At 41.9% G+C, this 24221-nt stretch carries 22 protein-coding genes; 5 read left to right on the forward strand and 17 right to left on the reverse strand.

Features of this window, described 5'->3' with window-relative positions; all coding sequences use genetic code 11:
* Positions 1 to 16: 16 nt before the first annotated feature.
* The 7 genes from MHB38_RS15155 to MHB38_RS15185 form a co-directional block, all read right to left on the reverse strand.
* The gene (locus tag MHB38_RS15155; RefSeq protein WP_008345872.1) at positions 17 to 568 is read right to left on the reverse strand and encodes a cysteine hydrolase family protein; all 552 of its coding nucleotides are present in this window, start codon (positions 566 to 568) and stop codon (positions 17 to 19) included.
* 60 nt (positions 569 to 628) lie between these two features.
* Positions 629 to 1036, reverse strand: coding sequence for a YueI family protein (locus MHB38_RS15160; protein ID WP_007500468.1), 408 nt, complete (start codon positions 1034 to 1036; stop codon positions 629 to 631).
* 27 nt (positions 1037 to 1063) lie between these two features.
* Entirely contained in the window at positions 1064 to 1312 is a 249-nt protein-coding gene (locus MHB38_RS15165) for a YueH family protein (protein ID WP_008345876.1), read from the reverse strand.
* 94 nt (positions 1313 to 1406) lie between these two features.
* Positions 1407 to 1628: a spore germination protein gene (locus tag MHB38_RS15170; protein ID WP_008345878.1), complete on the reverse strand. Its 222-nt coding sequence runs from the start codon at positions 1626 to 1628 to the stop codon at positions 1407 to 1409.
* A gap of 101 nt (positions 1629 to 1729) precedes the next feature.
* The gene (locus tag MHB38_RS15175; RefSeq protein ID WP_008345880.1) at positions 1730 to 1951 is read right to left on the reverse strand and encodes a spore germination protein; all 222 of its coding nucleotides are present in this window, start codon (positions 1949 to 1951) and stop codon (positions 1730 to 1732) included.
* Positions 1952 to 2019: 68 nt separating this feature from the next.
* The gene (locus MHB38_RS15180; protein WP_008345881.1) at positions 2020 to 3123 is read right to left on the reverse strand and encodes an AI-2E family transporter; all 1104 of its coding nucleotides are present in this window, start codon (positions 3121 to 3123) and stop codon (positions 2020 to 2022) included.
* Between the two features lie 184 nt (positions 3124 to 3307).
* Positions 3308 to 3544 carry a YuzF family protein gene (locus MHB38_RS15185; protein WP_003213721.1) on the reverse strand — a complete coding sequence of 79 codons (237 nt, stop codon included), beginning with the start codon at positions 3542 to 3544 and terminating at the stop codon, positions 3308 to 3310.
* Positions 3545 to 3724: 180 nt separating this feature from the next.
* Here MHB38_RS15185 and MHB38_RS15190 point away from each other — a divergent pair, with 180 nt between their 5' ends.
* The gene (locus MHB38_RS15190) at positions 3725 to 5209 is read left to right on the forward strand and encodes an esterase/lipase family protein (RefSeq protein WP_202734255.1); all 1485 of its coding nucleotides are present in this window, start codon (positions 3725 to 3727) and stop codon (positions 5207 to 5209) included.
* Here MHB38_RS15190 and MHB38_RS15195 read toward each other — a convergent pair.
* From MHB38_RS15195 to MHB38_RS15230, 8 genes are all read right to left on the reverse strand, one after another.
* The gene (locus MHB38_RS15195) at positions 5206 to 5739 is read right to left on the reverse strand and encodes an HD domain-containing protein (protein WP_007500462.1); all 534 of its coding nucleotides are present in this window, start codon (positions 5737 to 5739) and stop codon (positions 5206 to 5208) included. The genes MHB38_RS15190 and MHB38_RS15195 overlap by 4 nt on opposite strands.
* Before the next feature lie 144 nt (positions 5740 to 5883).
* Complete coding sequence (locus tag MHB38_RS15200; protein ID WP_035390161.1) at positions 5884 to 6627, reverse strand: (S)-benzoin forming benzil reductase; 744 nt, start codon at positions 6625 to 6627, stop codon at positions 5884 to 5886.
* A gap of 97 nt (positions 6628 to 6724) precedes the next feature.
* A complete protein-coding gene (gene essA / locus MHB38_RS15205) occupies positions 6725 to 7222 on the reverse strand; it encodes a type VII secretion protein EssA (protein ID WP_282900248.1) in 498 nt (165 codons plus the stop codon).
* The gene (esaA, locus tag MHB38_RS15210; protein WP_052320640.1) at positions 7203 to 10100 is read right to left on the reverse strand and encodes a type VII secretion protein EsaA; all 2898 of its coding nucleotides are present in this window, start codon (positions 10098 to 10100) and stop codon (positions 7203 to 7205) included. The genes essA and esaA overlap by 20 nt, the downstream gene beginning before the upstream one ends.
* Positions 10097 to 14572, reverse strand: coding sequence for a type VII secretion protein EssC (gene essC / locus MHB38_RS15215; protein ID WP_341003850.1), 4476 nt, complete (start codon positions 14570 to 14572; stop codon positions 10097 to 10099). The genes esaA and essC overlap by 4 nt, the downstream gene beginning before the upstream one ends.
* A gap of 51 nt (positions 14573 to 14623) precedes the next feature.
* Positions 14624 to 15937 carry a type VII secretion protein EssB gene (gene essB / locus MHB38_RS15220; RefSeq protein WP_202734253.1) on the reverse strand — a complete coding sequence of 438 codons (1314 nt, stop codon included), beginning with the start codon at positions 15935 to 15937 and terminating at the stop codon, positions 14624 to 14626.
* Between the two features lie 14 nt (positions 15938 to 15951).
* Positions 15952 to 16191 carry an EsaB/YukD family protein gene (locus tag MHB38_RS15225; RefSeq protein WP_008345897.1) on the reverse strand — a complete coding sequence of 80 codons (240 nt, stop codon included), beginning with the start codon at positions 16189 to 16191 and terminating at the stop codon, positions 15952 to 15954.
* 95 nt (positions 16192 to 16286) lie between these two features.
* A complete protein-coding gene (locus MHB38_RS15230; RefSeq protein ID WP_003213769.1) occupies positions 16287 to 16580 on the reverse strand; it encodes a WXG100 family type VII secretion target in 294 nt (97 codons plus the stop codon).
* A gap of 407 nt (positions 16581 to 16987) precedes the next feature.
* Here MHB38_RS15230 and MHB38_RS15235 point away from each other — a divergent pair, with 407 nt between their 5' ends.
* The 3 genes from MHB38_RS15235 (at position 16988) to MHB38_RS15245 (ending at position 20177) form a co-directional block, all read left to right on the forward strand.
* Positions 16988 to 18217 carry a PucR family transcriptional regulator gene (locus tag MHB38_RS15235; RefSeq protein WP_007500450.1) on the forward strand — a complete coding sequence of 410 codons (1230 nt, stop codon included), beginning with the start codon at positions 16988 to 16990 and terminating at the stop codon, positions 18215 to 18217.
* A gap of 110 nt (positions 18218 to 18327) precedes the next feature.
* On the forward strand, positions 18328 to 19464 hold the full coding sequence (gene ald / locus MHB38_RS15240; protein ID WP_008345903.1) for an alanine dehydrogenase: 1137 nt from the start codon (positions 18328 to 18330) through the stop codon (positions 19462 to 19464).
* A 116-nt stretch (positions 19465 to 19580) separates the two neighbouring features.
* On the forward strand, positions 19581 to 20177 hold the full coding sequence (locus MHB38_RS15245) for a biotin transporter BioY (RefSeq protein WP_008345905.1): 597 nt from the start codon (positions 19581 to 19583) through the stop codon (positions 20175 to 20177).
* Positions 20178 to 20225: 48 nt separating this feature from the next.
* Here the strand turns inward: MHB38_RS15245 and MHB38_RS15250 are convergent, their stop codons facing one another.
* Complete coding sequence (locus MHB38_RS15250) at positions 20226 to 21554, reverse strand: Na+/H+ antiporter family protein (protein ID WP_008345907.1); 1329 nt, start codon at positions 21552 to 21554, stop codon at positions 20226 to 20228.
* Between the two features lie 336 nt (positions 21555 to 21890).
* On the reverse strand, positions 21891 to 23381 hold the full coding sequence (locus MHB38_RS15255) for a leucyl aminopeptidase (RefSeq protein ID WP_341003852.1): 1491 nt from the start codon (positions 23379 to 23381) through the stop codon (positions 21891 to 21893).
* A gap of 326 nt (positions 23382 to 23707) precedes the next feature.
* Between MHB38_RS15255 and MHB38_RS15260 the strand changes: the two genes are divergently transcribed.
* Positions 23708 to 24184, forward strand: a complete 477-nt coding sequence (locus MHB38_RS15260) for a divergent PAP2 family protein (protein ID WP_008346791.1) — start codon at positions 23708 to 23710, stop codon at positions 24182 to 24184.
* The last annotated feature ends 37 nt before the right edge of the window (positions 24185 to 24221 follow it).

The raw sequence follows: 24221 nt of genomic DNA on the forward strand, positions 1-24221 counted from the left end.
TTCCATTCTCCTTCCCTTACTTAACCACTTTCGCACCAAGCGTATGCTCAAAGTGAGAAAGTGCCCACTCGTGCCCCGCTTCATTAAAACTCGCCACGGCATTCTCATGAATCACAAGTTCAAAGCCTTTATTGTACGCATCAACAGCTGTATGAAGTACACAAATATCGGTACACACTCCGGCTAGGTGAAGTTCAGTGATGCCACGCTCGCGTAGTTTCATTTCTAATTGAGTGCCTGCAAAAGCAGAGTATCTTGTTTTTTCCATATAATAGACATGATTTAAATGTGTTGACGTGTGAAATAGTGAACTTAGTTTTCCGTAAAGTTCAATTCCTTCTGTCCCGCGAATATTATGGGGCGGAAATAACTTTGTCTCTGGATGATATGGATCTTGCTCTTCATGATGATCGACGGCAAAAACAACAAAGTGTCCTTCATCAATAAATGAAGAAGTGATCTCTGTGATCTTCGACTCAATCGCCTGTCCAGGCTTTCCGCACGTCAGTTTTCCATCGTCTGCAACAAAATCAACTGTATAATCAATACAAATCAATGCTTTGCCCATCCGCATCTCTCCCATATGCTCTTTTGAATCATTATAGCTTATTCATTTCACTAGGGAAACCTATTCAACAGATTCACGAGAAAAAGCTTTTTGAAAAAGCTCATCTTCTATATAGATGTGCTCTTGATTGATCGCATGCGGCACCTCTATCACAAGACCAAAAGGTGAATGTGACTCGTGATGGTTGACCACTTTAAAAGAACAACCAGCGGCATTTGCCATTTTGACATATGGAGAATAAGAAGCATATGACAATTCACCATTTAAAAGAACAGTGGCCTCTCGGTTTGCCTTCAATACTTGCTCTACCTCTTGATACGATTTATGTCTCGATACTTGCCCTTTTGTCAGAGCGAGAAGAGCACGTTCTCTTAATGAGCCGAGAAACATTCTTCGTTCATCGGGTTTTGTTTCAGCATGTCCAAATATCCCTTGCTGCAAATAAAAGTCTACGGATTCTTCTTTCATTGCTGTGTTCACTCCTGGTTTCTGAATTTACATTTCTGTGACCCAGTGCACAATTTTTTGTGCAAGTTCACGGGCTTCGTCTATTTCTACTCTTTTGTTTAAAGATTGTTCTAGTGCTTGCTCAAGCTGCGTTTTTTCGTCTTCATACGCGATAGAAATACTCCATTCCATATCAGGTACAGCGACAAGCGTTTTATATTCTTTTTTATTTTCATGTAAATATACATTGTAGGTTGTTGGTTGCCCGCTTGTCAGATGCGCTTTTCTTATTTTCATTTGATGTGTTTTCCCCCCTTTTTCTTCTTCCTTCTTCTATCCATTGTACCATAAAAAAAGACAGCTTCTGAAAAGGAGACCCTTTCAAAGCTGGCTATGCGTTAAAGCTCTTTTGCTGGCTGATCAGGTTTGAATCCCAAACAAATGTGACGTTCGGATTGTTGAAGAATTGAACAAAGTCTCCTGCATTATAGGTGCCTGAACCACCAGCGGAATGATCCACACTTTTTGGCGAAATAGCAAACACATCGCCGAAATGTGCAGAACCGTTTCCTATGACACGGTCAATATGAATGGGTCCAACAATTGCTGGCATCTTTCCACCACCTTTACTACCCTCATCATATGCCTAGCGGAACAATACGTGTCTATCCAACATAAAAAAGACAGCTGATATGTCATATGATCAGCTGTCTTTTATGCATTAAATGATTGAGGCTGGCCAAACAGTGTAAAGTCCCAAAGCATAGTGGCATTCGGATCGCTTGTCAGGGACATATAATCACCTGAATTAAAAGCTCCCGCTCCACCGGTCGAGTGATCTACAGCCAAAGGGGCAATGGCGAGAACGTCACCAAAAGTAGCCGAGCCGTTTCCGCCTAAAGACTCAATATGGATGGGTCCAACAATCGCAGGCATCTTCCTTCTCCTCCCTATTCGCTTATGTGAGTTATGTTATGCAAAAAGGGAAAAGTTGTGCATCTGCCCTAAACGTTTAAATGCTGTTCTTTTCGAGAGCGCTGACGCAGCTGAACCAATCTGACAATATTGAGTGTGATGGCTTTCAGCAACGCATAGACAGGAACGGCAAAAATCATGCCAAGGATTCCGCCAAAACTTCCTGCCCCAATTAATAGCAAGATAATTGTTAACGGATGTGTGTTGAGACGTTTTCCAATGATCAATGGAGAAATGACGTTTCCATCGATCTGCTGAACAACAAGAATGACAATAACAGTCACAACCGCTTTTCCAGGCGAATCAAGAAAAGCAATGAGCACAGCTGGTGCCGCACCAAGATATGGCCCAAGATATGGAATGACGTTTGTCACCGCAATAATGATGCCGAGAATGAGCGCATATTTCACACCAATTAATAAGTATCCGATAAAACAAGCAACTCCGACAAATAAACAAACAACGATTTGCCCTTGTATGTAAGCAGCAAGCGTATCGTTTAATTCTTTAAAAATCTTCAATCCTTCCTTACGGTAAGGCATTGGCAAAAATTGAACGAGCTTGTCCGGAAACTTATGCCCGTCTTTTAGCATGTAAAATAAAATGAATGGAACGGTAATGACAGCGAGGGCAATATTCGCAATCACGCCAAACACCGCCGACATACTGGAAGCAATATTTTCCGGTAAATCTTTTAATGTCGAAACGATCGACTGTTCAAACTTCGAAACAGACACATAATCTTGGTTCATCATCCATGTAAATGTTTTAGAATGCGAGAAGTCGTTGATAAATTTCTGCATGTCCGTGACATACCCCGGGAAGCTTTTGACAAGTCCACCCACCTGCGTGACAATGACAGGTCCAGCAGCATTGACAACAAACGTGATAAGCCCGATGAATAGGAGATAAATAATCAGAATGGCGAGCGTCCTAGGTATCTTCTTCGACAAAAATCGAACAATCGGATTAAAGATGAAAAAGAGAATACCTGCCAGTAAAATAGGAACAAACAACGTTGAAGCAAATAAAATGATCGGCTGAAATAAAAACGAAACTTTTGTTGATACATACACAATCAGTAAAACCAGTAATATTTGGAATGTCCAAAAATGAACTTTAGATTTTAACAAAGATGCTCCTCCTGTTACGTATTGACCTTATTAAAAAACTACTATTCAACCCACCTTCTGTCAACTGCTTCTTGTTTTAGAACCATATTTTTTGAAAAAAAAAGAACAATTGGTATATCATGCACTTTTTCCAGATATACATTCTGTAAGCATTGAAAAAAGCAGACACCTGTGCGTCTGCTTGTTACACTCTTTCACTGTGATCAGGCATCACCGACACGATTTGCTGGATCCGCACATAAAACACTGATTTTGCCCCCGCCTCAATCACAATATGATCCGGCATCACTTCCTTCAACTTTCCACGTACTGTATCTTTCACTGTTTGAACAATCAATCTCATACCGACTACTTTCTGCAATGTTTGATAAACATATGGATCAACTAATGAAACAAGCTGTGGACTTCCTTGTTGTGCCATGCTACCTGCCCCTTTACTTGTGTATTTACCCACAGCGTATGCAATGACCCATGTGAGTGTCACTCAGCAAACCCACAACATTATTACCGTATTTTTACATTTCATATTTTTTTACAATTTTTAGAAGTATAATAGATTGGTGCTGTCAACATCTTAAATTATTTGAAGAGGTGAATGATCTTGAAAAAATTAATCTGTATCGTTGCTGTCATGCTCTTACTATCCTCTGCAAGTTATGCGCACGCAGGCACAATTGGAGATGCACCTGGTACACCAGGAAAGTGGTTTAAAGGCGAAGAACCGGTACAAAAAGACCTGTCAAAACCCCCACTTGTTTTTGTACATGGCATAAACAGTTCTTCCTCCACATGGTCTGATCGAAACGATATGGCAAAACAAGCTGTTCTGAACGGATACGAAAGCGCGTTCATAGATTTATATCCAGATCAGGACATGAAAAAGAATGGAAAACTATTAGCAGAAAAGTTAAAAGAAATCTATGAATTTTTCGGCAGAAAACTGATCATAATCGGTCATAGTAAAGGTGGAGTGGATACGCAGGCTGCACTCGTGTATTACAACGCTCATCCATATGTAGAGAAAGTCATCACACTTGGCTCTCCACATTATGGGACGCCGCTTGCGGATTTAGCCTATAGCAAAGGCGGAAGCTGGCTTGCGCAAATCCTTGGACAAAAGAGCGACGCGCTCTATTCTCTGCAAACCGGGATGATGGCAGCTTTTCGAAGTGAAACCGACCAGCTGGAGACGTTCCCTCATAAATATGTAACCTATTCTGGTTCAGATTGGGGAACCTTTGGCGGAGTGCTTTATTTAGGCGGCATGTATTTAAAAAGCTTTGGTGCAAACGATGGCGCTGTGACGGTCAGCAGCACAAAGCTAGCATATGCAAACAATATTTTAACAGGAAAGTGGGATCACTTTTCGATCAAAAACGGCACAAGCATGTTCCCCGTATTTCAGGCACAGCTGCGTGCAAGTACCGCAAGCGCTGAAAGCGAAGACGAACAAGAGCAAGAACCAGTCGCTTCGGAGCTAAATACAAACGTTTATGTGAAAGGTGGAGAAAGTGAAAAGGATAAAACAGAAGCGTTCTATGTAGAGGAAGGAACGAATGGCCTATCGATTCAGTGGTTAAATGAAAGACAGGAAGCCAATCCGGAAATCGTTGCGCCAAATGGAGATGTTTTAACCAATTTGACGACATCCGAAGCATCATTCCCATATGAAGGCGCCTATTCACACCATGTGCAAATCAATAAACCCGTTCCAGGAAAATGGACGATTCGATCAAATTCAGGAAAAAAGGATCCTTATTTGCTACTTGTATCCTTTGATTCACCATTGAATGAAGAAATCAAAATCGCTGCAGCGAAATCAGGAGATGCATCGACACATTCGAGCAAGCTGATTAAACGATTAAGCAAAACTGTAGAGACCACTTATTTTAAAGATGCCGAGAAGGATCATCCACTGAAAACGAGCTCTTCATCAGCCGTTCAATTGAAAAAAGAAGGTGCTTATTCCGTCACGGTTCATTACACAGGTCTCACTGCGTCAGGGACGTCGGCATTTAACCGTACTGTGATCCGCACATTGTATGTGGATCAGCACGGAACGATTCATGGAGATATTCCATATTAAACAGAGCGTTTCATGGGCTGAAGCGCCTGCTGCACCTTCTCATCCAAATCAGCAATTTTTTTGAGCGCAAGTGATTCATCTATTTGTCTGTAATGATGGTGTCCACCAGGCTCTTCGTCCATTTCATCTGCTTTCTTCACAATTTGCTGGAGTGTGTCCTTATGCAGGTCGCCCTCTGGCAAATATGAATCTGTGTGAAGCAGAATCGCAAGGGCAATCTCTTTGGCTGCTTTTGGTTCCTCGCCGAGCCGTATGAGCAGTTTATGTGCCCGCTCTGCCCCTTTAATGGCATGAATATCATTTCGTCTATATGTCTCGTAATCCCATTCTCCGCCTGCTGTATACCATTCATAGTGGCCGATGTCATGCAAGAGTGCTGCTTTCACAGCAAGATCCGGGTTAATCCCCGCCTGCATCGCCAGTTTGAATGCGTGATAAGCACAAGCAATAGCGTGGGCTTTTCCTGAACGATTTAAATATTTTTGAGCGACTGGATGGGTGTAAACATCCATTAATGTAACCTTTCTCATGGAAACCCCTCCTTATCTATATTTTTAGCATCCTAACATATTCTGAAAAGAAACTCAAATGTTCTGTCATATTTCCGATGAGTCTCAAGATTAGCTTATGCTTAATAAGCTGTCTTTGCTTGTACAATACGAAAAAAGCAGCCGTTATGACTGCTTTTTTTCATACTCACGGGCATCGTATACACAACCGCCAGCTGGGTCATCTGCTAGAAGGTCGAGTAAAATACCGGCCACTTCATCTGGGCTCTTTAGCGTACCTGTTTCATGTAATTGCTGAAACCGTTCAATTTGTTCAAAGTCCTGTTTGGAGGATTTCCGAATCTCTCCCTGCATATCCGTATCAATCGTACCGGGTGAAAAGGAAAACGTGGTGACAGGATATGCTTCGTCCTGCTGTTCCTCATGTAAAGTCCTCATAAACATATCAAGCCCTGCTTTTGAACTGCAATAGGCACTCCATCCTTTGTACGGGTTTTTAGCTGCTCCAGAAGAAAGATGCACGATGGTTTTCTTCCCCTCAAAGGATTGTGTCTCTCTCACAAACACATGACTGAGCAAAACAGGGATGACAAGGTTCAGCGTATAATGCTGATGAAGCGTATCCTCTCCGCCTTGCCCTGCACGTTTGATAGGAGTCACCATTCCTGCATTATTGACAAGCAAGACGTCATCAGCGTCTGCGAGAGTTTGCGAGGACAAGATGCCCTGAAGCCACTTTGCAGCCGATTCCTCATCAGTGAGATCAACCTGTGAATGCGTGAGGTGTGGGTGGGATAGTGGCGACTCACTTCTTGCAGCGGTATACACGTTATCCCCACGTGAAAGTAGCTGTTTGACAAGTGCTAAACCAAATCCTTTTGATCCGCCTGTGACGATTGAAATTCGAATGACAATCTCCTCCCTTGATAACACTATTTTAAATAGTGAATCGGTATCACATCAAGCAATCTGCATAAAGAAAAGCCTGCCCTTTTCAAAAGGCAGGCTATTTCTTTTCCATCTTCACATTCACCTTTGGAATCAGAATGATCATGACAACGATGCCAAAGGCGATCAAGATGCCAAAAATGATTGGCAGAAGCGCCGATCTCTGCTTTTCATAATCATCGCCAGAAGGAGTTGATACAGCCGAATCGCTGAAAGAGATATTCATCTCTTTCATCATACGAGCTGGCGTTTTAGGCGGATTGTCTTTCAGATCACTAAAAATTTGCGGCGAAAGTTGACCACCAGAGGTCTTAGGCGGGTCAGCAAAGTGAATGTCCGTTTTGACTTTAGATGTTGTTTTGCTTTGTTCGTATTTCGTTTGATCCCTCAATATACTCGAATTAATATTGAGGTTCTTTTCTTGATATTCATTCGGCTTGACATTCGTATCCGTATCTTCACCTGTAGCAGCAAAAGCAGCCGGACTGAGGAGAAAAAGGGATATGACACCAAGTGCCATCCCTTTGACGAATAGATTAAGCCTCATGAGTGACATCACGTTCCTCTGTTTTGTCTTTCCATAGCTTCTTCACTAGTGGAATGACCATGAACAATATCGTTAAAATCAGTAGCCCTGTGATGCCCATACCGAAGTTGTCTCCATTTCCATATTGGATGGACAGATACACGTCTGTCACTGGATTTGTAAAATGGAAGTTTGGCATGACCAAATCAATTAACGGTGCAACAAAGAAGAATATAAGCGCCGTTGCTGCCATCCATCCGGCAATTGAACCGAAAAGGAAAGCTGTGCGAATAAAGGCAGAGCATGCCACTAGCAGCAAAATCGTAAAGATGGACCATTGAATGGCTTGGTCATCAGCTAGTTTGTAAATGTTGAGTCCAAACAGGCTGATCATGAGCCCGACTAACAGATTTAAGATACCAAACAGTGCACCTTTGACCAACATTGGCGCTGACGCATAGTACGAGCTAAAAAAGCCAATCAACAAACTGCTGATCATGACAATAACCAAAATGACTACTGGCGGTACAGTCTGCGTTTTTTCTTCTGGCACATCGCCGCTAATTTTCAGCGGATTGGCTAAATGGTTATACACATAGTTGCTGTTGCCTTGATCGTCTAAAGTGTTGCCTAAAATACCCTTTAAATCTTGTTGAACAAGCTTCGTAGAATTGACATTCTTACTCCAGTTTTCGTTCAACGTATCTGCTTTTTCTTGAACGGTTGTGACACTTTCTTCAATATTATTCGTATAATCCGCCACCCCTTTTTGGCGGTCGGTTAACGAACTCATATTCTCAGAAAGACGAAGCACTTCCTGACCAATTGAATCCTGTGCACTCACAACAATCGAACTGCCCGCAAGGTCTGCCGTATACACCGCATCTCCTTGATCAGCCATTTGTTCAGCTACTGTGTCCGCACTTTCAGAAATGGCATTTAACTCCTGTTCCATGCTTGCCTGCTGAGTCGAAATGTATTCTGCGTAGCCATCTGAGAATTTTTGCATCTCATCAATAAAGGTAGACACATCATCATTTGACGTCAGCATTTGATTTTTGAGTGTATCCCAGTTTTCCGTTTCTTCTTTTTTGATGGAAAGGATGGACTGGATTTCATCTCCTTTTGTGTCTAGTAGAGATGAATTGTTTGTTGGTTGATATAGGTTCCCAAGCATCATCTCTAGCTGAGACAGTTGATTGGAGTATTCCATTAACTTTTTGGTGCTTGTTGAATTTGTTTTAAACTCTTGATCAAATATTTTCGTATTCACAGTGTTGCCAATCGGCGAGTTTACTCGTTTCAGCTCTTGCACTTTGTTTAAAATAGAGGATTCCTGATTTTTGATTTCATTCGGAATGACGTTATATCGATCTTGTAACCTTAGAATCATCTTTTCAAGCTTCTCTACTTTTTTCGTGAGGCTTTCAAGCTCCTTACTCATTTGACTTACTTTGTCTTTCAATTGGTCGTTATGAGCGGCCGCTTTTTCTTGAATCTTCTTTTTCACTTCTTCTAAACGATTAGACAGTGCTTTTAGGTCGTCTTTTGATTGATTCGTGCCGCTGTTATCTGGCTGAACAGCATCCTGACCATTTTCACTCTCTTTATCATCTTCATTAGTAGGAGGTGCAGTCTGATCTTCTAATTGATCGGCTAGATCGTTCATTTCCGATGAAATTTGCGAGAGTTCATTTGTTTCATCATCTAAGTTAATGCCAATCTCTTCTGGGTTCTCGTTATCTTGATCTGATTGCCCGTCATCATCAGGATCAGCTGGCTGCTCGGGTGCGTTGATTAGCTCTTGCCTTTTTGCTTCTAGCTTATTCTGCAAGGCGATGATCTTACTTTTATAGGCCTCTAAGTATTGACCTTCATAATTCTTCAACAGTTCTTCTTGAGACGCCTTCACAAGGTCCGTTAATCCCGACGATTGCTTAGGGATTGCGTCTTCTCTTGCCTTTTGAACAGATTGAATTGCGCTGTCCGTTGTTTTGAGCTGACTTTGGACCCCATTGATGTCGGTTTTGAGTCCGCCCATTTGATCGCTAAAGCTGCGGGCATTTTGGTTTTGGATCTCCGCAAGCTGTTTGAGTCCTTGCTGGATTTGTTTTTTACTTGTCGATTGCGCTTTGATCAAGAGATCCTTTTGTTTGTCTTGATACTGCTGATATTGATCGACTACTTTTACGAAATCCTTCAGCTGGCTTTTCGCTTCTTCTGTTGTACTTAAACCGTCTTTATACTGTTTTTGTGAATCGGCCATCGCATTTTTTAGTTCTTCTATTTGTTTCTTCTGCTGCTGGACGGCATCAGATAGTTTGTTTGAATTTGGCTTATAGAAGTTGTACATCGTGTTTTGGAATTCGACCTCTTTGCCAACAATATGCTCAAACTCTTCTCTGACATTGCCGATTTCCTGTGATACAAAACTCCAATATAAAGTCGACATTTGTTCATTCATTTTCTTTTGAGCATTTTCTAGCTCTCTTTGTACTTTTTCTTTATTCACTGCATTGAGCTGATCTTGGATTGAGAATTGGATAGATGCCTTCTCTGGATGATCCTTATCATAGCTCAGCACATTTTTAGAGAAGTCAGATGGAATATAGAGAACTGCATCGTACTTTCTATTTTTCAGGCCATTTTCTGCCGCACTTCGATTGACGACTGTCCATGTGTAATCTGGACGCTCTGATAATGCCGCCACCACATCCTGTCCGAAACGAGCGGTATTTTCACTTTCGCTCGCCCCCATATCCTCATTGACCACGGCTATGTTACGTGTGGCATTCTTTTTCTGTTTTGCCGGATCATCCCCAATGAGATGGAAAAATAGAACCGGCAAGACGAGAATCAGTATCATGGTAGACACGATTTTGATGGAGCTTTTTTGCTGCTCTGTCATTGAACACTCTTCCTTTCTACCGCACATAAAGGAACCTGGATTTTCTTCTCTTTCCCGTTTTCAACCAAATATCCGAAGCCTGGCTGAATCTCTGGTTCTTGTCTTGCATACGGAAGCGGTATGATGTTTTGCTCTGATTTTTTCATCAGTAACATGGCATGACGAACCTGTTTGATTTCGTTTGTGAGTGCATCATAGCCTTTACTGAATTCGGTATGATTTCCTGATGCGATCAGGCTGAAGCCTAAGTGTGCATATGACTTCATGAAATCAGCCAATTGATCTTGAAGACGCGGGTCGATTGTCTGCTGAAAACGCGTAATGCCATCAATCACAAGCACAATTTGAGAGAACGACAACTGATCAGTCTCTCCCCGGCGCACAGCTTCGACGTACATCTCTTCACGCACCTTGAATAAACGATCTATTTCCTCTGCCCATTCTGTGATATCATCCTTTGTTTCAAGGTAATCAATGTTCTCTTCTTTTGCATAATGAGAGAGCCCCCGATCAATCGAATCAAAGACGGCCAGCTTCTCAGGTTTTGCTACTAATAGCTGATCAAGCATCAGTTTGGTCACATTTGTTTTCCCTCGCTGCGTTTGACCGATGATGAGGCAGTGTTTATTCTTCTTCAAGTCAAAGTAAACAGGTGCAACAGATTCCTCATCTAGTCCGACTGGAATGTCATACGGCTGTTTTTGTTCTTCTAAGCGACTCTCTAGCTCCCAAATGGTCAGCTTATCAGGAAGCATTGGTACAGGTTTTGGTTTTTCAGCTGATTCAAAGCGAGCATCTAGAAGCTGGATCTCTTGTTTTAAATGCTCAAACAATTCGAGATCGTTCTCTCCTTCAACTGGCAGGAACATTTGGGCAAAGTAAAGCTCTTCTTTGTTGATAATGACTCGTCCTGGAATTGGCTCTAAGCTGAATTTCGGTCTGCCAATAATGGAGTATGCCTCTCCTTGATCCATTAAGTAATGGACAATCTTTGTTTTCAAGTTGTTCATAAGAGATTGACGGACTGCGTTGACACGAGTCGCTGTGATTAAGAAATAAATGCCTAACGATTGTCCATCACGGCTTAACTGAATAAATTCAGATTCGAGTTCATGCATTTCGTCTTTCACAATGTCAAAGTTGTCAATCACGATAAATATGAATGGAAGCTTTTTCTCATTCAGCGCATTGTACATTTTGATATGACTCATTTCCTGCTGTCTAAATAAACGCTTGCGATATTCAACCTCTTCACGAAGACGCTTCATCGACTTTTGAATCTTTCTCATTTGATCCATTAAGAAATAATCAGCCGTATGCGGAAGTTTGGCAAGCGGTAGCAAGGTGCCGTTACCGAAGTCATAAATATATGCATGCCATTCTTCAGGTGAATATCTTTCTGCGAAGCTCATGAGCAGTGTTGTTGCAGCAAGTGATTTGCCGTAGCCGGATGAACCGAAGATGCCAATATTTCCATCCTCCATCATTTGATAAGAAAGTGGATGCTGGCTTTGCTGATCTGGCTCATCGACAAGAGCGAAATGGAAGACGTGCTCTTCACTTGATGCATAACGTGTTTTTGGAATCCGCTCTTCAAGCGGTGGAAGCCATGGACTCGGAAGCTTTTCAATTCCAAGCTCCTGCTGCATACGTTCAATTTCATCCACAACAGCGGAAATTTCCGTCACTGTCTCTTTTTTCACAGCCGGCTCTGTACTTACCCCTGATAATGGGATCAGTCCAGTGTCCGTTACAATGGCGATGTCATCTTCTGATCCGTAGCCATCTTCCATATACGGTGCACCACTCCAAGCCGATTGGAATAATTCATAGATTTCATTGTTCCCCACTTGCAAATATCCACGACCTGTCACGGTTATCGACGCGGCATCACTATTTTTCAAAATTTCCTTACTGTCTGATGCATCTTGTACCTTTAATGCGACTTTAAAGCGGGAGTTACTCCAAATTTGATCATCAATGACCCCGCCAGGCTTTTGTGTCGCCAAAATGAGATGGACACCGAGACTTCGTCCAATCCGCGCGGCACTGACAAGCTCTCTAATAAAATCTGGCTCTTCACTTTTTAATTCAGCAAACTCATCAGAGATTAAGAACAAATGAGGCATCGCCTGTTCCGCCTTTTTCTCTTTATAGAGTTTCGTATAGTCATTGATATGATTCACATGATACTGATCAAACAAGCGCTGTCTTTTCTTCAGTTCACTTTTAATAGAGGCAAGCGCTCTTTCACTAAAGTTTTTGCTGCCTTCAATGTTTGTGATCGTACCAAGTAAGTGCGGAATATTTCGGAACGGCTGCGCCATTCCGCCCCCTTTGTAATCAATGAGCAGGAACGCCACTTCATGCGGGTGAAAGTGTACAGCCAAGGATAAAATATACGTCTGTAAAAACTCACTTTTTCCTGATCCCGTTGTTCCTGCTAATAGACCATGTGGGCCATGTGCTTTTTCATGCAGATTCAGATCGACAATATCGTTTTTTCCTTTATAACCGATAGGCACAGATAATGACTTTGCTGTTTCAGATGTCAGCCATTTTTCACGAATGCCAATGTCATCTACCTGTTTGGCATGAAACAAGTCAAGGAAGGAGACTGTTTCTGGAATCGAGTTGGTCATCCCGACTTGATGATCTAATGTTCTTAAGGTTCTGGCAAACAGCTCATTGTCCGCTCGCTCATGTGCATCCAGCTGAAATGGAATTCGTACGGCCTTCTTATGCTGAATGAGAATATCTCCTTCTTCTTCGTTAATGTAACGAACAAGCGTTGAAATATTTTCTGCCAAGCTTTCCTTTGTTTCTGCCGCAAAGATAATTGAGATGCCTAAATCCGTCCGGCTGCCTTCTAGGTATTCTAAAATCACATGTTCCGCAATGAGTTCATGGTTTGTCACGATAAACACAAAGTGAGGCGTAAAGATTTTTTTCTCTTTTTCCTCTTCCAGATCACGCTCTCGCAAAATTTCATAAATAGAAGACAATAGCTGATCACGTGTTTGTTCGTTGTATATAAACCCTTTCCCGTATGTATGAGGAAGTTGGAAGTGCGGCAGCCATTTCATCCATTCCCAGTTCTCATACTCCTGTTCATTAAAGATAAAAACAAATCTCAAATCATGATAGCTGTGCGAGAAAGCAAGCTGACCGACAAGCTGGTGAAGTTCATTTTTGACAATTGCCGGTTTTCCTATTAATCCGGTTGGACCGTCCGCAAGACCGAACGTAATCGGTACATCTTTTACCTCGCGATAGACGTTTTGCATATGCTGTGTTTGTTCCATTAAGTCATCGATGTCACGATTGGCCATATCGCCGCCGCTCGTCGATAATTCATAACTTGAAGGAACTGCACCTGTCCCTAGACGCAACTGTAAAAAATCATCACTGACAAGCGTCTTTTCCCAAATACGCCCGCTGATTTCTGACGTCAAATATTTCATTTGTTCAAAAGACGGATAATGATACGTTAAAATAAATTGTTGACGGTCATACAGCTCTTGCAGCTCTTTCCGCTTATTTTCTAAGTAAAGAGAGTAAACGCGTTGCCGCTTCTCTTCTCGTCTTTTGCGCTGTGATTTCTCTTTAAAATATTGAACGGACGAAGTAATTAACGTCATAATAAACATCGCCATCGACACGACAATAAAGATACCTCGCGGCTGTACAAGGGCCACGATCCCCATGACAATCAGCATGACAAGCGGCGGAAGAACCACGAGCCAAAGTCCTCTGCCGTTATTTTCACTCTCCTGTGAAGGAAAGCTGAAAGACACCCGGTCATCTGGCAGATCGTAAATCAAACGTGGTGTTCGTCTATATAAAGGATATTTTTGTTTCGTTTCGGTACTCGGCGGCCTTGTTTTTTCTAAACGTGTTTGAAATGATTCAAATGCTATTACTTGCAATAAATCATCATCTTTCAATGACAGCGTCAAAAAGTTCCAAAACAGCTCATCTCCAGCAAGAAGCTGCTGTGGACCGTGCAGCTGTTTCCCGTTCACATAGATCGTTTCATCTTGGGGAATCACATACCAAGTGCCTTCTATTTTTTCCAACGTGAAGGATTTGGCATCTTGAAACATTGAATGGGCTTCTTCTTTCCACACATCCGCTTCATCTATTTCTTCACTTGAAATAGTCACTTCGACTCTATTTCCTAGGTAATAAATGGTTTGATCATGATGTGAATCCATCAACATGAGTGTGAGTGAACCAACCTGATATGGTTCATGTGGAAGTAAGTGACCTTTCTTTTTTTCGCCCTGATAAAGAGAAAAGCCATCATTCGTTTCATCTGGAGATAAACGAATCAATCCTTCATCAAACGAAAGGGAAGGAATTGTTACTGTATGCTCTATTTCAGGTCCAATCACAGCTTCCCGGTTGAACTGCTCATCTAAACGGACGGTTTGATAATCTTCCTCATAAAAAACCCATAGAAGACTCAAACGCTCCACCTCCTCATCGGACAGCACCAACTGTCAGTTGTATCGAAAGAATTATTTTTTCTCATCTTTTTTCGTCTGAGAGGTTTTCTTTTTTGCATCAGATTCTTTCTCTTTTTTCTCCTGATCTGCTTTTGACTGCTCTTTTTGTTCAGCTGTTTCATCTGTTTGGCTTGCATTTGAGGAGTCATTGGTGCTCGTCTCCGTTGTTTCTTTTTCTTCATACTTCGCCATTTCCTTAATGATTGGATCTAGCTGTTTTTGTTTTTCTTCAGCAGATAGGCTGTCGTCATTTTGAATTTCATTGCGGTAGGCGACGAGCGCTGTGAATATGTATCGGTCGTCCCCGAGCACCCTTGCAATATCCAGAGCTTCCTTGCTATTGCCTTGTCCAATATGAATCCAGAACAGGAAGTATTGCGGGTCTGTCTGCAATGTGTACGTATCCGTGATTTCTTTTTTGTGCTGGTCAAGCAATAGATTTCCTTGATTCGTTTGCACATACGAAATGGCCAGTTCATATTGAAGAGAGACTGGCATTTGATCGGCTTTGTATTTTTCGAGCGTATCCACCACTTGGCTGTACTGTTTGTTGAGATAATATTTGTTCGCTTCCACATACGCTTCTTGTTTCGGCATGGCGAAAAAGAACGTGTAAATGGTATACACCAATGCAGGAATCAAAAGAACAAGGAGACCAAGTCCAATGTATCGTTCAATCTTCCATTTCTTTTTTGGAATGGTTAAGAGCGTCTTTTCTTTTGCTTCGATGGCTTCTATTTTTTGTTGAATCAAAGCAGACAATTCTTCCAGTGACTGTGTATCACTTATTTCCTTTGCCTGCTCAGATAATTTCAATGTATCATGATAAGCCAAATATTCTTGAAACTGATATTCATGGTCCACCACTCGAAGAATGACTGCTTTGACCTCTTTTAACAAACGATGTTGGTCGGTTTCATATGGCGGGATGCTTTCTTTAACCCCGTAATGCAAAAATGCAGGCGCTAAGCCTTGATGAAAAACAATGTTTTCAGGAGAAACAATAGGATGCAGCCGCTTCACGTCGTGTTTGCACACTGCATCGACAAGCTGGTATGAAAAAATCCATTTGCTTTTTTCATCCTTTGCATGGATGAAACGAAATTCCTGATAGGCAGGAGGCGGTTGAATCGAAATGATGACCTCACCTTCGGTTAATTGGATCTCTTTTTTAAATGAAGGATTGATGTCTTTAATCGGTGCCGCTTCTAAACCGTCTAAGAGTTTAATTGTCTCTCTTTGAAAAATGAAGGTGTAAGTGCCTTCCTCTTTTTTCATGACTGCTTCTAATTGTTCTTCTAAATAGGAACTCTTTTTATCTGCCATTTACAAAAGTCCTTTCATAGTATTTCCAGCCTGTCTCCTGTGGTGATTCCACAGTCTGACAGCTTATATTCGCCTGAAAACACAGCTTTCTTATTGACTACACGCACCCATCCGCCATCTCGTTTAGGTAGTGAGATTTGTTTTGCCTGCCAGGCGATATGGATGACTTGTTTAATATGTAAATAATTTGATAGTCTCAAATCAAACACACTGCCATCATAGTTTTTTAAGTCGATGGTAATATCGATATACACAAATTTCCACCTCACAAAATAGAAAGAGCGCCGGCATCAACTGACAGACTCGGCGCTTTTTCTGCTTTTCACACTTAGAAAGGAAATCCCTTTGATTAGCCGCGGATTTGGCTAGCGATGTCTTGGTCAGTGCTTTCAAGTGTATTTGCAGTTTGATCAAGCTGATTGCTGACATCTGTTAATAGATCAGACATTTTGATGAATGAAGGTTTAAGCTGTTCGTATTGATCAGCAAATGCTTCACTAGAAGCACCTTCCCACATTCCTTTTAGGTCAGAGATCATTCTATTTAGACGATCAACTTGGTTTAACACTTCTTGACTTTCAACACCATATTGCTTAGCGGTCGCTCTTAGTTCTTCTGGGGTTACGCGAATAATTCCTGACATATTCCTCATTACCTCCCGTGCATAGCCGCCATATAATGGGCTAATCCACTTATTTTTTGACGTTATTATTATAAAAACAGAAATGATACACAGTCAAACAAATCTGTTTTTATTTTACAAAATGAGTCTATAGAATTACTGTTTTTTCGCTCTTTATCTAGTATTTAACAATTTTTTGGTCATATATTCTTAATAAAAGGGCGTGCACTTCGATGAACCTTTCCGCCTATTGATTTTTTACTACATTATTATTGTACTATTTCTTTTTGTGATAAACGCATGACCAATGTGCTCATTTCTCAAGCTTTTTGTTTTTTTAATGATTATGGCATTTTCTTGTTGATTTACGTACCTGATTCTCTTCATAATGTAAGTACGTGAAATATTCGAAAAAGCAGGGGTTTTTTATGACAAAAAAGACAGATCCATTTAAGTATAGCCTTGATCGTTTAGAGGATGTGGCAGACCAAATTAGTGATGTGCTCAATTGCCCTATTACTATAGAAGATACTCATCATCGATTATTAGCCTATAGCACACATAATGATTTCACTGATCCCGCCAGAACTTCAACCATTATCTCCCGCCGTGTACCGGAAAAAGTCATTAATCGGCTTTGGAAAGACGGTATCATTCCTACACTCCTTAAAACAGATGAACCGCTTCGCGTACCTCAAATTGCAGAAGTCGGTCTATCCAGCAGGGTTGCCATTTCCATATGGAAAGACAAAGAGGTGCTCGGTTTTATCTGGGCAATTGAATCCACGCAGCCTTTTTCAGATGAAGAAATGGACCTTCTCAAGATGGCAGCACATGCCGTGAAAAACAAATTACTCAATTTACAAATTCGAAAAACGAAAACAGAAGAACGCAATCAGGAGCTATTTTGGAAGATGCTCACAGGACATATTCATGAAAAGGATGAGATGCTTGATCTCTTCTTGAGGCTTGGGATGAGGTGTCCAGACACGTATGCGATTATTATTTTTCGCCTTCGTGATGAACTGACAGAAGATACGGAAAAGAAGCTCTCCTATCTGCTTGAAACAACGCAGCAAGTGCAGGTGCTGTTAACGACTGTTGATTTTAACGAATTCATTATTCTTGTCTCGCCAAAAACAGAACATCCGCTTCAAGATATTAAACAATTCACAAGCGGCATGCTAAAGCAGTTGTCTGATCGGTATCAGCTCCATGACGTTCAAGCGGCCATTGGTGGAATTTACGATCACATTACTCATATTCAGCCATCCTATAAAGAAGCACTGGCCGTCTTAAAAACAAAAGAACGCTTTCCTGTGGAAACAGAACGATTAAACAGCTTTTCTGAACTGGGAATTTATCAATACTTAGATGTGCTGGCTGAAAAACGAAAGGGATCGTCTTATTCCAGTTACTCTTTATCAAAGCTTGAGGATTACGATCTCAGGCATCATTCCAACCTTGTCGAGACCCTTGAACGATTTATTGATTGTGACAGCAACGCCAATATCGCCGCAAAGCAGTTAAATATTCATATCAACACATTGAATTATAGACTGAAGCGGATTACGGACATTGCAGAAATTGATTTAAAAAACATGAATGAGAAAATGACTATTTATCTTGATATGAAGCTAAAAAACGTCCCTTTGTGAAATTTCACAAAGAGGCGTTTTTTAATTTTTTCATTCAACCGAAGAATTTTCTAAACTTTCAGGATACACTAGACATACAATATCAATAGATAAGCATAGGAGGAATTGATATGATCATCGGCATTCCGAAAGAGATTAAGAACAATGAAAACCGGGTCGCATTAACACCAGGAGCAGCATCTCAATTGCTTTCAGCTGGACACCAGATTTTAATTGAAACGAACGCTGGTTTTGGAAGCGGATTCACTGATGACGATTATGTATCTGTTGGTGCAGAGATTCTTGATCAAGCGAAAGATGTGTGGGCATCTTCTGATATGATTATGAAGGTAAAAGAACCATTACCAGAAGAATATTCATATTTCAGAGAAGGTCTGATCTTATTTACGTACTTGCACCTTGCAGCAGAGCCCTCCTTGGCTGAAGCATTAAAACAAAAAGGTGTAACAGCCATTGCTTATGAAACGGTAACGGACGGAAAATCACTCCCTCTATTAACGCCAATGTCTGAAGTTGCAGGTAGAATGGCTGCTCAAATTGGTGCTCAATTTTTAGAAAAGCCAAAAGGCGGAAAAGGCATTCTGCTCGCAGGCGTGCCAGGAGTATCGAGAGGGAAAGTCACCATTATTGGCGGCGGTGTCGTTGGAACAAATGCAGCGAAAATGGCGATCGGACTTGGCGCAGATGTCACTCTTATTGATGTAAATGCGGAACGATTACGTCAGCTGGACGATCAGTTTGGTCATCAAATGAAAACGTTAATGTCTAATCCTGTTAACATTGCAGATTCAGTGAGCGAGGCAGACCTGCTCATTTGTGCGGTTCTCATCCCAGGTGCCAAAGCTCCAACCCTTGTCACAGAAGAAATGGTGAAACAAATGAAGCCTGGTTCTGTCATTGTCGATGTAGCCATTGACCAAGGCGGGATTGTGGAAACAATCGATCATATTACAACACATGATCAGCCTACTTATGAAAAGCACGGCATTTTACATTATGCTGTTGCCAATATGCCAGGAGCGGTTCCGAGAACATCGACAGTTGCTTTAACAAACGTCACGGTCCCATACGCACTGCAGATTGCAAATAAAGGCGCTGCAAAAGCGATCAAAGAAAACAAGGCGATTGCTGAAGGCGTCAATGTGATGAACGGACATATCACCTATGAAGCTGTCGCTCGTGATCTCGGCTATGATTATGTGCCTGTTAGTAAAGCCCTTGAAACCTCTTCCATGACCGAAGCTTAATATCTAGCCCGCCCTTTTCAGGGGCGGGTTTTATTGTTAACCTAAAATAAAAATGAGTTGACAAAAAAACCTCTTCCCCTTAATCTATTTGTACAGATAAGACAGGGGGAAATATCATGCAAAAGAAGACAAGAACAGCTGACTTTGTGCTCGTCGGGATGTTTGCTGCACTCATGGCTATCGGAGCCAATATCACATCCATTGTGCCATTTTTACAGGTCGGCGGAATCCCACTTACTATGCAGCCGTTTTTTTGTGTGCTTGCTGGTCTTTTGTTGGGCAGACGACTTGGCGCATTGGCCATGATTGTCTATGCTCTTGTTGGGATCGCTGGTGCACCTGTATTCGCACAGTTCTCGGCGGGTCTCGGCGTTATTTTAGGAAAAAGCGGTGGCTTTGTGTTATCATACATTCCTGCTGCTTGGCTTGCCGGATTCATTCTTGAAAAAAGACAAAACCCTGGTTTTGGCCGCTTTTTATTTGCAGCCATTGCAGGAACGACCGTGATGTATGTGATCGGGACAACTTATACATACATCGCATTAAATGTATGGCTGAACGCACCAATCTCTTATCAAACTACATGGTTCTTCATGATTTGGTTTATGGTAAAAGACTATGCGCTGACCATCCTCCTTGCGATGCTGGCACCTAAAATTTATCGATCTGTTTCAAAAGCTACATCCTTTCGAAAAGAACAAACAGCTTCCTAATATCAGAAAAGGTTCCTCTACTCTACGAGTAAGGAACCCTTTTTTCATTTATAGCATAATTGCCGCAAGCCAGCCGAACAAGACGAGCGGGATATTATAAAAGGCGAATGTTGGGACACATGTACCCCAAATGTGGTGATGCTGTCCATCCATATTCAGTCCAGATGTTGGTCCGAGTGTACTGTCGCTTGCAGGTGAACCTGCATCTCCTACAGCCGCAGCTGAACCAATAATCGCAATAGTCGCCATTGGGCTGAACCCTAAGTGTAAACAAAGCGGTACAAAGATCGTCGTAATAATCGGAATCGTTGCAAATGATGAGCCAATGCCCATTGTCACTAGCAGACCCACCAGTAGCATTAAAATGGCCGCTAAGCTTTGGCTGTTTCCGATAAATTGAGAAGATGCCTTGACGAGAGATTCAATATCTCCTGTTTTCGTTAAAACATTGGCAAATCCAGCTGCAACAAGCATGACAAATCCGATAAATGCCATCATGTTCATGCCAGATGTAATCAGCGCATCTGCTTCATCGCGTTTCATCATTCCCGTTACAAACAAGACAAGCAAGCCTGCAAGCGCACCGAAGATCATCCCTTCGACTCCAAGACTTTGAGAGAGATATAACTGAACAATAAGTGATACAAGGATCGCAAGTCCAGCAAAGAATAAGCTCTTTTTTGTATATGCTGATTTTTCTACATCCGTAATGTCACGATTTTCATATGTTTTTGGCTTACGATAGACAAAGAGTGAAACGATCAAGCCAAGAACCATGCCGCCTACAGGAATCAGCATCGCATACGGAATGTCTGCTAAATTCACTGTTAAACCTGCATCTTTCATGTTGTCACGAAGCATTCCATGAAAAATCTGTCCAAAACCGACCGGAAGTAAAATATATGGTGCAGTAAGTCCGAAAGTCATCACACATGCTAGCAGTCTGCGGTCAATTTGAAGCTCGTTAAACACCTTTAATAATGGCGGGATTAAGACCGGAATAAAGGCAATATGAACAGGAACAACGTTTTGAGAAAAACAAGATACGATCAAAATGACCAGAATAATGAGCACTTTTGATAATGTTTTTCTTCTTGAATCGCCTTCTTTTCCAAGAAGCTTCACAGCTCCTTCGACCATGGCATCAGGAAGACCCGTTTTTGTCAGTGCGGCTGCGAATGCACCTAATAGTGCGTAACTAATCGCCACTGTCGCATTTCCGCCAAGACCGTCAGTGAACGCTTGAACTGTTCCCCCTAGACCTAATCCACCTGCAAGTCCGCCCGCTAAAGCGCCAAGTGCCAGCGCAATCACGACATTGACCCGCAGCAAGCTTAATATCAACATTAAAACAACCGCTAAAACAACTGCATTCATGGTGAAACCTCCGAAATCCTTTAGTTTACTAATGTAGTAGATAATTAAAGTACCAACGTATGGTACCATAGAATATTTACTTCGTCAAATGGCGTATGTCCTACATAAAAAGCTCTGCCAGTTGGCAGAGCTCAGATTGTTGACAAAGGGCTAAAATGAATTTTATTTTAGCCCTTTGTCTTCTTTTCAGCGTGATAGAAAACCTTTGCAGTCTAGGAAGGACGAGCATCGGCGCGGAGCGAATTTGACATTCGTGAGCACCGAAGCGCAGGACTGACACCGAATGCGAGGGTTTGTCTACACGCTGAGCTCTGCCAGTTGGCAGAGCTTCCGTCGTTATTTCTTCGGTTCAAATCGTTCCACAAATGTTGCTAATGATCTGACCATCACACCTGTTGCTCCTGTTGGACCAAAGCATGAAGGCTTTTCTGTCGTGGCTGTTCCTGCAATATCTAAGTGAACCCAAGGGGTGTCTTCAGCGAATTCCCCAATGAATGCACCTGCCATAATCGCATGACCATCACGGCCTGGTGAGTTATTCAGATCAGCCATTTTGCTGTTTCGTACTCGTTTTTTATCTTTTTCGGTGATTGGCAGCTGCCAAATCATTTCCCCACATTCTTCTGATGCCTCTTTAAACTGGGCATACAGTTCATCGTTATTTGTCATGACGCCTGTTGTCTCATTCCCAAGTGCCACAATGACACCGCCTGTTAATGTCGCAACATCCACAAGCACAGAGGCACCATGCTGCTTCGCATATGTCACACCATCTGCTAAAACAAGACGACCTTCTGCATCCGTATTAAGCACTTCGATTGTTTTGCCACTCAGTGAGACAATGACGTCATCTGGCTTCATCGCATCTGCTGAGACCATATTATCTGTTGAGGCGATGACCGCAATGACATTCTGCTCTGGACGAAGTTCACCGATGATTTCCATTGCGCCTAAAACAGAGGCTGAGCCGCCCATATCTGTTTTCATCCCCACCATACTTGCTCTTGGCTTTAAGGAATACCCGCCTGTATCATACGTAATGCCTTTACCGACAAGGCCGATGACGTCTGTCCATTCTTCCTTGCCTTGATATTTCAATACAATCAGCTTCGGTGGTTCTGTTGAGCCTCTATTAACGGCTAGAATACCGCCCATTCCGAGCTCTTCCATTTGTTCTTTATCTAAAATTTCAATCTCGAATTCATATTTATAAGCAAGCTCTGCCGCATAGGATGCAAGATCAGAGGACGTGAGCATGTTCGGCGGCATATTCACAAGTGTACGAGCCGAATTGACCGATTGTCCGTAGACTTCGCCCACTTTCAGACTTGCCTGAATTTCGGCAGCATCATGATCCGTTGTTGCATAAACAAATTCGATAAAGCGATCCGGTTCATTCGTTTTATGTTTAAAATCTTGTAATTCATATGTAGCTAAAAGGCAGCTTTCAGAAAGGGCATGGGCTGCATCTTGAACAGGCAGATCCTTTCCTGTGAATGTATCAAACAAAACCGAAACTGCTTGCTTTTTATCTTGATGAAGCTTTTTAAATAAATGCGCAAACACTTCCTTTGCCTCTTCAAACGTGTAATCTGACTCCTTCCCAAGCCCGACAAAATAAATGCGTTTAATGCCGGTTTCAGGGGATGGGAAAAATTTCGAAAGCTGATTTCGCTTAGACGAAATATCGCCTTCTTTTAATAATTCAGTGATTCTTCCTCCATGTAACTCATCCATTTCTTTTGCTTTTCCTGATAATTGGCTCTTTTGAAAAAGTCCGATGGCCAGTGTATCTTTATGTTGCAACTCATTTGTCGAGAAAAACATATTTATCACACGCTCCTTCAATGAACTCCATATTTCACATTGGAACTTCTATTATATCAAAATTTATGTGCTGATACGATCATTGCCAGCCTGTCTTCCCTTGAAGAACATTTATATTTTGGCACGCGGAAGGGTATCATGAAAAAGCGGCAGCGATCTATAGCAGCCTGTCCATGGTCTCCTCGTTCCACATCTACTTTCTTTAATGTTATAATGAACATGGACTTGGCAACAGTTCTTACTGCCATCATTTTTTTATCTTACTAGGGTAAATACTTTATCATTTCGCACGTTATTTTTTCTTAAAGAGAGGATGTTTCTTGTTCATGAGCGTACTGACGAATTTTCCGCTGCTTGCCAGCCTTGCAGCCATCTTTTTTGCACAATTTGTAAAAGTACCGATTCAATTTATCATTTCTAGACGACTAGATTGGTCGCTCATTACAAGCACAGGCGGAATGCCAAGTTCACACTCCGCAGCAGTAACAGCACTCTCAACAGCAGTTGCTTTAGAGCACGGGCTAGGAACATCTATTTTTGCCATTTCCGCCATCTTTGCCATTATTACGATGTTTGATGCGACAGGTGTTCGCAGACAGGCAGGAGAACAGGCAACTGTCCTGAACAAACTGGTCACAGATTTTAACCGGTTTGTTGCCGAGGCAAAGAACTTCCCAAATGCGGAAGAAAAAGAGAAGCAAAAGAAATTGAAAGAGCTTCTTGGGCATAAGCCGATTGAAGTCTTCTTCGGCGGCTTAACAGGAATCTTGCTCACACTCATCTTAGATTATTACTTCATGTAGAAACGAAAAAGCTTTGGACCTTTTGAGATCCAAAGCT

Origin of the sequence: Bacillus sp. FSL K6-3176 (assembly GCF_038003325.1) — a bacterium.
In the GTDB taxonomy this organism is placed as follows: Bacteria; Bacillota; Bacilli; order Bacillales; family Bacillaceae; genus Bacillus; species Bacillus altitudinis.

Bases quoted from the DNA above. Each gene is read 5' to 3' on its own strand.
- MHB38_RS15155 (WP_008345872.1), bottom strand. From the start codon at position 568: ATGGGCAAAGCATTGATTTGTATTGATTATACAGTTGATTTTGTTGCA.
- MHB38_RS15160 (WP_007500468.1), bottom strand. From the start codon at position 1,036: ATGAAAGAAGAATCCGTAGACTTTTATTTGCAGCAAGGGATATTTGGA.
- MHB38_RS15165 (WP_008345876.1), bottom strand. From the start codon at position 1,312: ATGAAAATAAGAAAAGCGCATCTGACAAGCGGGCAACCAACAACCTAC.
- MHB38_RS15170 (WP_008345878.1), bottom strand. From the start codon at position 1,628: ATGCCAGCAATTGTTGGACCCATTCATATTGACCGTGTCATAGGAAAC.
- MHB38_RS15175 (WP_008345880.1), bottom strand. From the start codon at position 1,951: ATGCCTGCGATTGTTGGACCCATCCATATTGAGTCTTTAGGCGGAAAC.
- MHB38_RS15185 (WP_003213721.1), bottom strand. From the start codon at position 3,544: ATGGCACAACAAGGAAGTCCACAGCTTGTTTCATTAGTTGATCCATAT.
- MHB38_RS15195 (WP_007500462.1), bottom strand. From the start codon at position 5,739: ATGAGAAAGGTTACATTAATGGATGTTTACACCCATCCAGTCGCTCAA.
- essA (WP_282900248.1), bottom strand. From the start codon at position 7,222: ATGTCACTCATGAGGCTTAATCTATTCGTCAAAGGGATGGCACTTGGT.
- esaA (WP_052320640.1), bottom strand. From the start codon at position 10,100: ATGACAGAGCAGCAAAAAAGCTCCATCAAAATCGTGTCTACCATGATA.
- essB (WP_202734253.1), bottom strand. From the start codon at position 15,937: ATGGCAGATAAAAAGAGTTCCTATTTAGAAGAACAATTAGAAGCAGTC.
- MHB38_RS15230 (WP_003213769.1), bottom strand. From the start codon at position 16,580: ATGTCAGGAATTATTCGCGTAACCCCAGAAGAACTAAGAGCGACCGCT.
- MHB38_RS15235 (WP_007500450.1), top strand. From the start codon at position 16,988: ATGACAAAAAAGACAGATCCATTTAAGTATAGCCTTGATCGTTTAGAG.
- ald (WP_008345903.1), top strand. From the start codon at position 18,328: ATGATCATCGGCATTCCGAAAGAGATTAAGAACAATGAAAACCGGGTC.
- MHB38_RS15245 (WP_008345905.1), top strand. From the start codon at position 19,581: ATGCAAAAGAAGACAAGAACAGCTGACTTTGTGCTCGTCGGGATGTTT.
- MHB38_RS15250 (WP_008345907.1), bottom strand. From the start codon at position 21,554: ATGAATGCAGTTGTTTTAGCGGTTGTTTTAATGTTGATATTAAGCTTG.
- MHB38_RS15255 (WP_341003852.1), bottom strand. From the start codon at position 23,381: ATGTTTTTCTCGACAAATGAGTTGCAACATAAAGATACACTGGCCATC.
- MHB38_RS15260 (WP_008346791.1), top strand. From the start codon at position 23,708: ATGAGCGTACTGACGAATTTTCCGCTGCTTGCCAGCCTTGCAGCCATC.